The organism is Gilliamella apicola, from assembly GCF_003202655.1.
Classification (GTDB): domain Bacteria; phylum Pseudomonadota; class Gammaproteobacteria; order Enterobacterales; family Orbaceae; genus Gilliamella; species Gilliamella apicola_R.
The window spans coordinates 124,505-137,540 of sequence record NZ_QGLR01000014.1 but is presented as its reverse complement, the minus strand read 5'-3'; the positions used below and the strand labels follow the sequence as shown (position 1 = coordinate 137,540).

Here is a 13,036-nt window from a genome sequence, read left to right as displayed (position 1 = left end):
ATCAGGCTGCTGATCCTGCGGTTATACAATACAACAGCAAACATTAGAGCTAAATTACAAGGTTTATGTTTGTAAATATAGAAGGGACAAACTTATGACGACTATATCTGTAAAAGATTTTGGCGCTATTGGTGATGGCAAATCAATCAATACTCAAGCTTTTGCCAAAGCAATTGGGCATATTGAACAATTAGGTGGTGGAACGCTAATTGTTCCTGTTGGTACCTATTTTACTGGAGCAATTAAGCTTTGTAGCAACCTAACATTGGTTATTGAACAAGGCGCAACTTTACTCTTTTCTGATGATGCTAAGGATTATCCGGTGGTTAATTCTCGTTGGGAGGGTGTTAAGCAAGATGTGTATATGCCGTGTATATATGGCCAAAATATCAAAAATGTGGTTATCACCGGCAATGGTAAGATTGACGGAAATGGTCAAAAATGGTGGCATATATTTCGTCATGATCGAAGCAATCTTAAATACCCACGACCTTATTTAATTGGTTTTGATTTCTGTGAACGAGTTACTATTGAAAAAGTCTTTCTAACCCAATCACCGAGTTGGACAGTCCATCCGATGGAATCAAATAATGTCGTTGTCGATAATATTTCGATTCTTAATCCGGCTGATTCGCCAAATACCGATGGTATTAACCCTGAATCTTGTCGTAATGTGAGAATTTCAAATTGTTATATTGATGTTGGCGATGATTGTATTGCCATTAAAGCCGGCACTGAAGAAACGGCAGAAAAAAGCCCATGTGAAAACATTTTGATTACTAATTGTAATATGATTCATGGGCATGGTGCGGTGGTTCTTGGTAGTGAGATGAGTGGTTGCATCCGTAATGTCACAATTACTAATTGTGTATTCCAAAAAACTGATCGCGGAGTAAGATTCAAAACTCGCCGAGGTCGAGGGGGCACGATTTCTGATATCACATTTAGTAATATTGTTATGGACGAAGTTCTATCTGCTTTTGTGATGAACTATTACTACTATTGTGGTCCGAAAGGGAATGATCCTATTGTTTGGAATAAAGAGCCGATGCCAATAAATGACGCCACTCCCGCTTGCCATAACATCAGTTTTTCAAACATTATTGCTAAAAATGTACGTGCTTATGCTGGCTTTTTATATGGTATTCCTGAATCACCAATTTCGAATATCTCTTTTGATAATATCCGGGTTTCAATGCAACAAAATGCGCAACCAGGCGAAGTTGATATGTTTAAAGATGTCAAACCTGAAGCGGGCAAAGGATTCTTTATTGAGAACGCCCAGAGCGTGTTATTTAATAATGTAATTATCGATAATATCGTTAGTGAACCGCTATTTGTTAAAAATAGTGAAGACGTTCATGTTAATCAATCTTTTGTTAAGCAAGATGGTAAATTAATTGGCTTGAAAGCTTAAGTATGATGGCTAAAATAACCGCGGCATAGAGTCAGCGGTTATTTTATTTTTATTTGTGAGTACTATTCAGTGACGCCATTTTTGAAAATGGTTAAATCACGAAATTCATTAATTTCATTACATGTCTGTTTGCCATTGGTTATATCGACAATTAAATTAATAAATTGATCAAGTAATTGCTCCATTTTTATTTCATTGACTAATTGACCAGCATCAAAGTCTATCCAATGTTTTTTTCTTTGTGCAAGAGCCGAATTTGTCGATATTTTAACGGTAGGAACTATTCCGCCATAAGGCGTACCGCGACCGGTTGAAAATAGTACCATATGACAACCTGAAGCGGCTAAAGCACCGGTTGCCACTGCATCATTGCCGGGAGCGGATAACAAATTAAGCCCTGATTTTTCAAGCATGTCGCCATATTCTAAAACATCCATAACTTTACTCATTCCAGCTTTTTGGGTACAACCTAGTGATTTATCCTCAAGCGTTGTAATGCCACCAACTTTATTACCTGGGGACGGGTTTTCATAAATGGGTTGGTTATATGACATAAAATATCGTTTGAAATTATTAATCATGCTTACCGTTTTGTCAAAGACTGATGAGTCAATACAATGAGACATTAATATCGTTTCTGCACCAAACATTTCAGGTACTTCAGTGAGTACGCTAGTGCCACCATGAGAAATAACATAATCTGAGAATTTTCCTAATAAAGGATTAGCTGTGATACCGGATAAACCATCGGAACCACCGCATTCAAGTCCAAATTTGAGTTCACTTAACTTACCAGTCTCGCGTTTATCTGATTTCATAGTTTGATATAGCTCATGTAAGTAACTGACCCCTTGTTGGATTTCATCTTCAACTTCTTGGGCAATCATGAATTTTACTCGGCTACTATCATATTCACCCAGACTCTCTTTAAAAGCATTTAGTTGATTATTTTCGCAACCTAATCCGATTACTAACACCCCGCCAGCATTGGGATGCTTAACCATGTTTTGTAATATTTTTTTAGTTGCTTGATGGTCGGCTCCTAACTGGGAACAACCATAAGGATGAGAAAGTAAGTGAATACCATCAAAGAATGATTGATTGAGTAAAATATCTTGCTGAATTTCAGACAAAAATTGTTTGCGTATTTGATTGGCAATACCATTTACACAGCCAACAGTTGGAATAATCCATAATTCGTTCCTAATTCCGATATCATGGTTTTTTCTTCGATATATTTTAACCTCTCTATCAGGTAAGGTAGTTGAAATTATTTCATCAACTGGTTGATATTGATATTGATTAAGTTCGGCAAGATTGGTTTTTATATTAAATGTGTGAACATGTTCACCCGCTTGAATAATTTGGGTAGCATGGCCAATTGGAAACCCATATTTGATAATGTTTTCACCAATTGTTATTGGTTTAATGGCTACTTTATGTCCAAAAGGTATATTTTGTAATATGGTTACTTCGTTCTGCTGCTTCGCGTCTTGGTAGATTACTTTATCGCCCGGATACAATTCTTCTAATGCAATAACAACATTATCATTGTTATTAATTTTAATTGTTTTTTTCATTCATTCTTCCTTTAAATACGCATTTCCGTTACTTACTAATGAAGTAGTAACGGAAATGATTAAAAGAGTATTTAATTTATTTTTATCACTGATTTTAATCGATTACTTGGATCATCCCGCATTTCTTTAAAAGCATTTTCAGCATTTTCTAATTCGTAAACATCGGTAATGATTTTTTTGACGTCACATTTTCCTGAGCGGACTAAATCAATTAATTCAACAAAATCTTTTTTCAATGCGTTACGAGAGCCAAATATATCTAATTCTTTGGTTTGAATTTGAGTAAAGGCAAAGTCTAGTTTTTGTTTACTCACGCCTACTAAGCCAACTCTACCTCGATATGCGGCAGCATCGATACAATTTTGGAATGTTTGTGGTAACCCTGCACACTCAATACAGACATCAAAGCCATCGCCATTAGTGATTGATTTAACACATTCTGCAAAATCTTCCTTATCGGTTCTAATAATGCCTTTTGCCCCTAGTGAAAGCGCTTTGTCTAGTCTTGATTGCATTACATCACTAACATATACCTCAGCCCCTTTTAATACTGCAGCCATGACAGCAAACAAACCGATCGGCCCAGCACCGACAACTAATACTTTATCGCCTTGTTTAACCGCGGTGCGTTGAACTGAGTGATAACTAATGCAGAAAGGTTCGATCATTGATAATGTTAAAGCATCTAAGCCTTTACCATCATAAATACGCTCAATTGGCATACTATAATATTGTCGGAAAATACCATCACGTTGAGCGCCGAGTGTCTGATTACTGGTGCAACAGTTAACAAATCCACGTCGGCATGAATAGCATTTACCACAATTGAAGTAAGGATTTGCGGTAACAATCATACCTGGTTTTATGCCATAATCGTTATCGGCAACTTCAACGACTTCGGCTGAAAATTCATGTCCGGGGATACGAGGATAACTAGCATAAAGGAAGGTTCCTTTATAGGTGCCCATATCGGAACCACAAATTCCGCCATAGAGTACTTTTAGAATTGCTTCTCCTGGTTGTAATAGCGGTTTATCCATTTCCTTTACTTCAACCTTACCGGGTTCAGGAATTACAATATATTTCATTTTAGTCATATTTTTTGCTCCTATAATTTAATTTTTTGGAATATAAAGTTTGATATCGCTTGATAAAATCTTTTCGAGATACTCAGTGACTAACTCTGTTAACCCAACAATTTCATTTAAATTACGGTCCCAATGTTCACTTAATCCCAAAATATTAGTGACCAGTGTTTTGCAGTCATTTTTATAGAGAGGTTGCCACTGTTTAAATTTATCGAGTAAATGAGCATCATCAGTGAGTTCAATAGCTTGACCTTGATATTCGCCTTGATAAAAGGCGATAAGCGCCGCTAAGGAAAATGAAATGTAAGTTGGTGGTTTTTTGAATTTTTGACTATAGGTCAATAATTGTGGCAATAAGCGAGTTTTAAATTTTGTTAATGAATTTAATGCAATAGACATTAATTCATGTTTAATAAATGGATTTTTAAATCGTTTTAAAACTTCGTCAGCGAATTTTTCTAGCTCTTCTTTATCTAATGATAGTGTAGGTATGACTTCTTGATTAAGTAAATTCTTGATGAACGTTGCAATTTGTGGATCGTTCATACTTTCGCCAACAGTACGTAAACCAGAGAGATAGGCAACCGGTACCATGGCGGTATGAGCACCATTTAGAATACCAACTTTTCTTTCTTTATATGGTTTGATATCTTCAACGACTAATATATTGAGATCGACCTGATCTAATTTCAGTTTTTGTTTTAACCAATTTGGACCTTGGATAACAAACAAATGAAAATATTCACCGGTATCTAAAAAACGATCTTGATAACCAAGGTCATTTGCAATTTGTAGCGCTTCGTCTTTTGGATAACCGGTGACGATACGATCGACCAGCGTTGAACAAAACGTATTGTGTTCATTTATCCAAGTGATGAAATCATCATTGAGTTGCCATAATTTTGCATATTTAAGAATTAATTCTTTTAATTTATCTCCGTTATAATCAATAAGTTCACATGGGATGATGATTAATCCTCTGTTTTTTTCACCTTTAAAAAATTGGAAACGGTGATGTAAAAAAGCTGTTAATTTAGCTGGGAATGATGATGGTGGTGTGTCAGTTAGTTTATCGTTATTATTAAAGGATATACCGGCTTCAGTGGTGTTAGAGAAGATAAACTCTAAATCGGGATTTTCAGCAGATTTTAAAAATTGTTGGTATTGTTTATAAATCAATATTTCTTGGTTTACAGAATAAATAATTCTTGGTGTGGCTATCGTTTCACCTTGTTCGTTAATACCTCGAATAATGGTGGTATAAAGACCGTCTTGTTCATTGATAGATGGTTGATGGGTATCAATTGGTCTTACAATCGTCACACCACTATTGAAGTCGGTTTTCTCATTGAGAATATCTATAATCCAATCAACAAAAGCTCTTAAAAAATTACCTTCGCCAAATTGAATTATTTTTTCAGGGTATACCGGTCCAGGGAAATTGGTTCGATTTAATTGTTTATTCATATAATGTTCTCTTTATCTAATTGATTAGTAGGTAAAGAGAACTATAAAAGATGACAAATTATGCGATGTTTTTTTTTAGTGGTTTCGTGTTGAAGATATAACTTTTTTGTTTTTTATCTGTTTTTTATTGCTGATGTTCTTCCAATTGATTCTTGCATTGACTTTTTAGCAGTATTGAGATGTCGACATAATGCTGTTGTAGCTGCTTGCTCATTTTTTTGTAGAATTGCTGTTAACACTGCAATATGTTCAGATACGGCAATACTATTTCGTTGTTTTAAATCACTACTATCCCATTGATAATGAAAATGAAATATGACGGATATTAAATCAAAAGATTGCATGAAAAAAGGGTTGTTATTACAAGATAAAATCAGTTCGTGAAAATCGCGATCAAGCGTTGAAAATAGTCTGTATTCATGTTGTATATTGGTTTGAAGTTGTTTATGTCGTTCTAATAACTCTTTAGCTTTAATCCAGTTGATATGATCATCAGGTTGAGCCATGAAGGTTTTAAGGGCAAAAACTTCTAATATACAACGAAATTCATATAATTTTTCAGCATAGTCATTAGCGAAGGTTTCTAATTTCCATTCGCCTTTTTTTACATTATCAATTAGTCCATAATGTAAAAATCGTAATAAAAATTCACGGACTACAAATGGGCTAACATTGGTATCTTTAGCTAATTGGATTTCATTAAAATTATCTCCAGGTAGGATTTTTTTACTATTGATTAAATGGTAAAAATAGTGCTCAAATTTTTTATCTTGAATATTCCTTTTTTCAAATACACATGCAATTTTATCTTCTGAGGTTGGTTGTCTTAGTTGACGATATTCTCCTTCTTCAAAGACTAAAATTCCGGCTTGACATAAATAATCTAATACCGCTCTAATTGTCGTGCGACTGACATTAAAAGCATCAGCAAGAATTGATATAGAAGGAAGAGGAAAAGATAATATTTTGTTATTGATGCAATCAATAAATTGATTAATTGTATTTTGTCTTAATGTTTTACTTCTGCCCATATTACGTTTCTCAATAATTTTTTAATATAAAAATTTGAGTTTATGAAAATTCTACACAAAAGTTTTGGTAGAATTTTCAGACATAATGGTTAATTTCTTAATGTTATTAAATCGATTCGTTTACGGTAATCGGCTTAATATCTTTTAATACTAATAAATAAACCAATGCGCCTATTGCACAAGCGCCGCCAGAAACAACTAAAGCATACATAAATGAACCTGTTGCTCCGATAATGTAGCCTGTTACAATTGGTCCTAAAATACCACCACAATTTGATACGGTATTTTGAATGCCGCCTAAAACTGATGTCATATTTCTTGGTGCAATATCTCCAGGTAAACACCAGATTGCTGAACCAGCAAAAGCTAAACCTATATAAGATATACATAATAACATCATCATAACTGATATCGAGTCGACTAATCCAGCAAGTGAGATTGAAGTTGCAACTAGCATGCCACAAACTAAATTCACTTTTCGGGCAACATTGATATTATTGGTTTTTATATAAATAAAATCAGTTAGCCAGCCACCAACCCATTGGCCAATTATCCCACATAGTGGAGGTAGCATCGCTAGGAAGCCCATTTCTGTTAGACTTAAACCTCTTTCTTTCATTAAGTAAGTAGGGAACCAAGTAATGAAAAAATAGACAGCATAATTGAGCATGAAGAATCCAATACACATAGCAACAACATTACGGTATTTTAATAATTGATACCATTTCATTGGTTGTATTTTGTCGATTCCTTCTTTTTTTACTTGTCCATCCCGAATGTATTTAAGTTCTGTTTCACTAATCTTCGGATGTTGTTCAGGGTCTTGATAGACACATAACCACCAAACCACCCAAATCAGTCCTAATCCTCCGCAAATAAAGAATGCCGCATGCCATCCCCAACAAGCAATGATCCAAACAACCAGAGGCATGGCAAAGGCGGTACCAAATCTTGAACCACTATCAAATAGTGAAGTGACACGTCCTCTTTCTCTATCTGGGAACCATTTGGCCGTTATACCACCATTACAAGGGTATGCAGCTGCTTCTCCAACGCCCATAAATACTCGAGCAAAAATAAAACCAATAGGTGTGGTTGCTAATGCTGTTGCACCTGTGGCTAAAGACCACCAAGTTACCGAACCAGCTAACGTCTTTCGCTGTCCAAATCTATCCGCAAGGAAGCCGGCAGGTATTTGGCAACATGCATAACTTAAGAAAAATGCAGACATTATCCATCCCATCGCTTCAGGTGAAATATTTAAATCTGTAGCAATAATAGGTGCAGCAGCAGACATTACAGTTCTATCTAAATAATTAATTATTATGGCAAATAGCATAAGTATTGCTATATGAAATCGAACACGACTATTCTGTTTAGGCATAAAAAACCTCTTTTTACAAATGGTTAAATAATATATTCGTTTAATCATCATTATTAATAATTGAACTAGTAAAGGAGTAACTTTTAATAAGTTATTTTTTTAATAATGATTATTTTGATATTAAAAAATAATTAGCTTTAGATAAGGAATTATTTCCTTGATTGTGGTTGGGATAATATTTTTCTGTTTTTTATCTGTTTTTTATAATCATTGCGCTGTTAACAAATTAGATTTTTTTAGGATAAATAAAATAATTTTGAAGTTGATCACATTTATCCAATAAAGCCGTTAAAGCTAAATTTTTAGCTATTCATACTCCAATCAGTACTTAACTCTTTATAGGATAAATTATGACAAGTGCATTTTATAAAAAACCAACTTATTGGTTTGCTTCGTTTTATAGCATTATGTATTACGCGGCAGGTAGTTTTGTTTTTTCTTTTTATGCAATATGGCTTAGTAAAGAGATTGGTTTAACAGCAAAACAGACCGGTATTATCTATTCTTTTAACTATTTTATCTCGTTAATTATCATGATTATTTATGGTGTGTATCAAGATAAATTAGTTTTAAAGAAACATCTAATTTGGTTTCAAAGCATTATCATAACTTGTGCAGCGCCTGCGCTGATTTATGTTTATGAACCGCTGTTACGACATAATTTTTATGCTGGGGTTATTTTTGGTAGTTTCTTCTTAGGTTTTGGTTGGGTTGCCGGTATGGGCCTAATCGATTCTTATTGTGAAAAAATCAGCCGGGCGTTTGATTTTGAATTTGGACAATGCCGAACTTGGGGCTGTATCGCCTATGCTGTTGGTACCTTTATCGCCGGTATATTGATTAGTATTAATCCACACCTTAACTTTTGGGCTGCTTCAGTAGTCGGTATCTGTTTTATGGTATTAAATCTGAATTTCAAACCAGATTTAAGTAAATCATCGGCAGCTGTATTCCAAAAGAAAGATAAACTAAGTTTTAACGAGATTGTCTCAGTATTTGGTCTTAAAAAGTTTTGGATATTTGTGGTTTATGTACTTGGTACTTATAGTTTGTACAACATTTATGACCAACAGTTATTCCCAGTCTTTTTTACGCAGCAATTTACTGATGTAAATGATGGTTATCGTCTATATGGTGTTTTAAATTCTTTCCAAGTATTTTTAGAAGCAGCAGTTATGTTTTGTGTACCATTTGTGGTTAATAAAGTTGGTGCCAAAAATGCATTAATCTTTGCGGCATTTATATCTGCTACTCGAATATTTTTAACCGGACATGTCGAAAGCATTGTCATTATCTCAGTAATAAAACTGATGCACTGTTTGGAGATCTCAACTATTTTAGTTTCAGTGTTTAAATATATTGATAATAATTTTAATTCTCGTCTATCAGCCACCGTGTTTTTAATCGGTTATCAAGTAGCAGGCTCAGTAGGGGTGATATTGTTCTCTACCTATGTTGGTGATTTCTATGATACTGAAGGTGCGGCTACCACATTTAATTATTTAGGTTTAGTTGTTTTAGGCTTCATGTTATTTGCTGTGGCTTTCTTAAGCCGTGATAAAAAATCAGACACCCCTGAAAAGGGTAACGGAAGTAAATTAGGTAAACAAAATTTATAGTTTAATTGATAAAATTTGAGAAAACATATTAAGGATACAAAATGAATATTTTTGATTCAGTAACACAATTTCACTTTGAACAAACCAGAACGATTTCACCTGAAAATTTGACCGGTGAAAAGGGTAAATCGTGTATGAAAGGCAGTGCTTTAGGTCCATGTAGGAAAGGGCAAGGCTTTATATCTATTCCTTCTGGTGAAAAAGTCACTATTGCTGAAATCACTGGTCCAGCAGAAATTCGTCATATGTGGTTTACTTTAACTGATAAAACACATCGTGGCAGCTTTGTATTGCGTGATGTAGTCATTCGAATTTATTGGGATGATGAAACTGTTCCTTCAGTGGAAAGTCCTATCGGTGACTTTTTCTGTAATGGTTTTGGGGCAAGGTGTGATATTAATTCAATGCCAATAGTCGTTAACCCAACAGGTGGCTTTAATAGTTATTTTAGAATGCCATTTAATAAAAAAGCCAGAATTGAAATTCATAATGAACATGAAGCTGACTTACAACATTTCTTCTTTGCTATTAACTACGCGATAATGCCAAAACCGTTTGAAAATCCACTTTACTTCCATGCTCAATGGCGTCGTCAACGAGTAACTAATTATGCTCAAGATTATGTTATTTTAGATAATGTTCAAGGTTATGGTTATTATGTGGGTACTTATTTAGCACTTACTGCTTTAGAGCGTTATTGGTGGGGTGAAGGGGAGTTTAAATTCTACCTTGATGATGATAGTGATTATCCAACACAACATTCAACAGGTTCGGAAGATTACTTTGGTGGTGCATGGGCATTCCATAATCGCGACAGTCAAGGTCGACCAAAAGCAAAATGTTTCCAAACTATGTTTATGGGCTATCCTTACCAAACAAATCGTGATGCGACCCGCGACTTTTTCCAAACTGGCGACTCTAATCCGGTACATGGTTTTGGTGATGATGGCTTACCAATGCATGGTTTATATCGTTGGCATCTTCCAGATCCAGTGGCATTTCATAAAAATATCAAACTGGCGTTCCAACAAATCGGTAATGATGATATAAGATTATATGAACGTTGTGATGATATTGCCAGTGTTGCTTATTGGTATCAAAGTCCATCGGTTAATCACAATCCGGTGTTCCCAAATAAACAACAACGAACTCCACGTTAGTGTATAAAGGTGATTGAACAATGGCGAGTAATAAACTGAAAATTAATGATATTGCTCGTTTGGCTGGCGTGTCGGCAACGACCGTCAGTCATATATTTAATAAACGAGATAAAAAATATCGTATTTCTCCGCAAACACGGAAAAAGATTTTATCAATTGCCGAGAAATATAGTGATCAACCTCATATTCGTCAATATCTGATTAAGGCTAACAGCACTAATACGATTGGTGTCATTGTACCAGATATGTCAAATTCATTTTTTTCGATGTTTTTGCATCATCTTGAGTCGGCTTTTCGGCAAAAAAACATTCAATTACTTATTACTTGTAGCCACTATAATAAAGAGGTCGAAATTAAGGTGGCGCAAAATTTAGTCGAGCGAAAGGTTGATGCCATGATTGTGGTAACGTCATTAGATAGCGACCAATTTTATGTGGATATCAATCAAAAAACGCCGGTACTGCTGTTTGACCGTTATTTAAAAGATACGATACTGCCTTTTATTACTAGTGAGTCGTTACAATCGGTAGGTGATTTAATTAAGCCTTATGCTAAGGATTTAGATGAATTTTATTTTATTGGTTGTGATATTCAGTTAACTTCAATACGAGCTAGGCTAAAAGGGTTTAAGCGAGGTTTAGAAAGTGTAGGCTTAATGGTAAAACCAGAATGGATTGTCAGTGATGATTATTGCCCAAATAAAGGCTATGAATTAATCAAAGGTGTTCATGAAAGGTTAGGTCGAGTGCCGAAAGCTATTTTCACCCCTTCCGGTAATTTATTGGAAGAAGTATTAAGTTATTTAGTTAAAACTAAAATTGATCCAAATCAGCTATACTTATGTTCTTATGATTACAATAACTATTTGAATTATTCTTACTATCCAATTGACGCTATTATTCAAGATATCGAAACTATGGCGCTAACTTGCGTCGATGTGATTGATGATTTGTTAAATTTTAACGAATTAAAACATCATGCATTTTTTATTGAACCACAAATTATACGCCATCGTTAAGTGGCATTTTTTATTAGCGATTGGCATTTTTCATTATACGAGCCTTATCAACTTGCCATTGACGTTCTTTGATGTCAGTGCGTTTGTCGTACTCTTTCTTACCTTTTGCTACGCCAATTTTTACTTTGGCCCACGCATTTTTCCAGTATAAAGAGAGTGCAACAACTGTGTACCCTTGTCGATTTATCTGTCCTAAAAGCGAATTTAACTCACGCTCTTTTAACAACAATTTTCGTGTACGCATAGGCTCACACACGACATGGGTAGAGGCGACATTCAATGGTGTTATGGTTGCACCAAAGAGCCATGCTTCACCATTTTTTAGTAATACATAACTATCACTAATATTCGCTTTGCCCGCTCGTAGTGATTTAACTTCCCAACCTTGTAGGGATAAACCTGCTTCAATTTCCTCTTCAATAAAGTACTCATGACGCGCACGTTTATTTAATGCAATGGTAGCCGAACCCGGCTTATGTGATTTTTTCTTAGTCATAATGTGCGTTATTATAGAGTTACATGATACTATATGCCACTAATTTTAACTTTTAATTTGATTATTATGGCACATGTTTTTCATGAAGTGATCGAGCCTTATTCGATTCAGCAAATGTTTGCATTGGTGAACGATATAGCTAGATACCCCGAATTTGTTCCCGATTGTATCGCAACTGGGATTATTAGCAAACAAGATAATTATTTAACCGCATTTATTGAGGTTGAAAAGTTAGGCTTTAAAAAATCTTTTACTACGATAAATCAGATCAATGAACCAAATTCAATTGATATGGCGTTGATAGATGGCCCATTTAAACATCTAAAAGGGCGATGGCAATTTACTGAGCTTGCTGAGCAAAAAAGTAAAATTAGTTTTAGTTTGGATTTTGAGTTCAACAATAAAGTAATGAGTGCTGTTTTTACGCCAATATTTAAAGAAGTGATGAGTAACATGGTTAAGGCATTTTCGCAAAGAGCAAGGCAGATCTATTAATATGATAAATATACAAGTGGTATATGCACTACCTAACCAACCGACAATCATTGATTGCGTGGTTGATGAGCAAACTAATATCTTGCAAGCGATAACAAAATCCAATATCTTATCAATATGCCAAATTAAACTAGATGAGCATCTAGTTGGCATTTATGGTAAACGTTGTGAACTTAATGAACCAGTCAAAGACGGTGATCGTATTGAAATATATCGAGCATTAATCAATGATCCCAAAGAGATAAGACGAAAAAAAGCGGCATTAAAAAGTCATAAATAA

12 protein-coding genes are annotated in these 13,036 nt (G+C 34.7%); 6 read left to right on the top strand and 6 right to left on the bottom strand.

What is annotated here, in order from left to right:
* Positions 1-94: 94 nt before the first annotated feature.
* A complete protein-coding gene (locus DKK70_RS13120) occupies positions 95-1,417 on the top strand; it encodes a glycoside hydrolase family 28 protein (protein WP_110434417.1) in 1,323 nt (440 codons plus the stop codon).
* Positions 1,418-1,479: 62 nt separating this feature from the next.
* Here DKK70_RS13120 and DKK70_RS13115 read toward each other — a convergent pair whose 3' ends face one another.
* The 5 genes from DKK70_RS13115 to DKK70_RS13095 all read right to left on the bottom strand — a co-directional run bounded on the left by DKK70_RS13115 (position 1,480) and on the right by DKK70_RS13095 (position 7,967).
* Positions 1,480-2,997, bottom strand: coding sequence for a UxaA family hydrolase (locus DKK70_RS13115; RefSeq protein ID WP_110434416.1), 1,518 nt, complete (start codon positions 2,995-2,997; stop codon positions 1,480-1,482).
* Positions 2,998-3,068: 71 nt separating this feature from the next.
* Positions 3,069-4,085, bottom strand: coding sequence for a zinc-binding alcohol dehydrogenase family protein (locus DKK70_RS13110; RefSeq protein ID WP_110434510.1), 1,017 nt, complete (start codon positions 4,083-4,085; stop codon positions 3,069-3,071).
* A gap of 27 nt (positions 4,086-4,112) precedes the next feature.
* Entirely contained in the window at positions 4,113-5,552 is a 1,440-nt protein-coding gene (locus DKK70_RS13105; protein ID WP_110434415.1) for a tagaturonate reductase, read from the bottom strand.
* 113 nt (positions 5,553-5,665) lie between these two features.
* Positions 5,666-6,583 carry a GntR family transcriptional regulator gene (locus tag DKK70_RS13100; protein WP_110434414.1) on the bottom strand — a complete coding sequence of 306 codons (918 nt, stop codon included), beginning with the start codon at positions 6,581-6,583 and terminating at the stop codon, positions 5,666-5,668.
* A gap of 106 nt (positions 6,584-6,689) precedes the next feature.
* A complete protein-coding gene (locus DKK70_RS13095; RefSeq protein ID WP_034883319.1) occupies positions 6,690-7,967 on the bottom strand; it encodes an MFS transporter in 1,278 nt (425 codons plus the stop codon).
* Positions 7,968-8,317: 350 nt separating this feature from the next.
* On the opposite strand from DKK70_RS13095, the gene DKK70_RS13090 reads away from it, so the two are divergent.
* Genes DKK70_RS13090 through DKK70_RS13080 form a run of 3 tightly spaced genes read left to right on the top strand, consistent with a single transcriptional unit; the run spans position 8,318 to position 11,765 of the window.
* A complete protein-coding gene (locus tag DKK70_RS13090; protein WP_219999792.1) occupies positions 8,318-9,586 on the top strand; it encodes an oligosaccharide MFS transporter in 1,269 nt (422 codons plus the stop codon).
* Between the two features lie 41 nt (positions 9,587-9,627).
* The gene (locus DKK70_RS13085; RefSeq protein ID WP_110434413.1) at positions 9,628-10,746 is read left to right on the top strand and encodes a glycoside hydrolase family 172 protein; all 1,119 of its coding nucleotides are present in this window, start codon (positions 9,628-9,630) and stop codon (positions 10,744-10,746) included.
* 20 nt (positions 10,747-10,766) lie between these two features.
* Positions 10,767-11,765 carry a LacI family DNA-binding transcriptional regulator gene (locus tag DKK70_RS13080; protein WP_110434412.1) on the top strand — a complete coding sequence of 333 codons (999 nt, stop codon included), beginning with the start codon at positions 10,767-10,769 and terminating at the stop codon, positions 11,763-11,765.
* 13 nt (positions 11,766-11,778) lie between these two features.
* On the opposite strand, the gene smpB is transcribed toward DKK70_RS13080, so the two are convergent.
* The gene (gene smpB, locus DKK70_RS13075) at positions 11,779-12,261 is read right to left on the bottom strand and encodes an SsrA-binding protein SmpB (RefSeq protein WP_110434411.1); all 483 of its coding nucleotides are present in this window, start codon (positions 12,259-12,261) and stop codon (positions 11,779-11,781) included.
* A 33-nt stretch (positions 12,262-12,294) separates the two neighbouring features.
* Here smpB and DKK70_RS13070 point away from each other — a divergent pair, with 33 nt between their 5' ends.
* Positions 12,295-12,756 carry a type II toxin-antitoxin system RatA family toxin gene (locus DKK70_RS13070; RefSeq protein WP_110424166.1) on the top strand — a complete coding sequence of 154 codons (462 nt, stop codon included), beginning with the start codon at positions 12,295-12,297 and terminating at the stop codon, positions 12,754-12,756.
* A 1-nt stretch (position 12,757) separates the two neighbouring features.
* Positions 12,758-13,036 carry an RnfH family protein gene (locus DKK70_RS13065; RefSeq protein WP_219999791.1) on the top strand — a complete coding sequence of 93 codons (279 nt, stop codon included), beginning with the start codon at positions 12,758-12,760 and terminating at the stop codon, positions 13,034-13,036.

What these genes read in the sequence shown, in the direction of transcription:
- DKK70_RS13120 (WP_110434417.1), top strand. Translation starts at nt 95, where the DNA reads ATGACGACTATATCTGTAAAAGATTTTGGCGCTATTGGTGATGGCAAA.
- DKK70_RS13115 (WP_110434416.1), bottom strand. Translation starts at nt 2,997, where the DNA reads ATGAAAAAAACAATTAAAATTAATAACAATGATAATGTTGTTATTGCA.
- DKK70_RS13110 (WP_110434510.1), bottom strand. Translation starts at nt 4,085, where the DNA reads ATGAAATATATTGTAATTCCTGAACCCGGTAAGGTTGAAGTAAAGGAA.
- DKK70_RS13105 (WP_110434415.1), bottom strand. Translation starts at nt 5,552, where the DNA reads ATGAATAAACAATTAAATCGAACCAATTTCCCTGGACCGGTATACCCT.
- DKK70_RS13100 (WP_110434414.1), bottom strand. Translation starts at nt 6,583, where the DNA reads ATGGGCAGAAGTAAAACATTAAGACAAAATACAATTAATCAATTTATT.
- DKK70_RS13095 (WP_034883319.1), bottom strand. Translation starts at nt 7,967, where the DNA reads ATGCCTAAACAGAATAGTCGTGTTCGATTTCATATAGCAATACTTATG.
- DKK70_RS13090 (WP_219999792.1), top strand. Translation starts at nt 8,318, where the DNA reads ATGACAAGTGCATTTTATAAAAAACCAACTTATTGGTTTGCTTCGTTT.
- DKK70_RS13085 (WP_110434413.1), top strand. Translation starts at nt 9,628, where the DNA reads ATGAATATTTTTGATTCAGTAACACAATTTCACTTTGAACAAACCAGA.
- DKK70_RS13080 (WP_110434412.1), top strand. Translation starts at nt 10,767, where the DNA reads ATGGCGAGTAATAAACTGAAAATTAATGATATTGCTCGTTTGGCTGGC.
- smpB (WP_110434411.1), bottom strand. Translation starts at nt 12,261, where the DNA reads ATGACTAAGAAAAAATCACATAAGCCGGGTTCGGCTACCATTGCATTA.
- DKK70_RS13070 (WP_110424166.1), top strand. Translation starts at nt 12,295, where the DNA reads ATGCCACTAATTTTAACTTTTAATTTGATTATTATGGCACATGTTTTT.
- DKK70_RS13065 (WP_219999791.1), top strand. Translation starts at nt 12,758, where the DNA reads ATGATAAATATACAAGTGGTATATGCACTACCTAACCAACCGACAATC.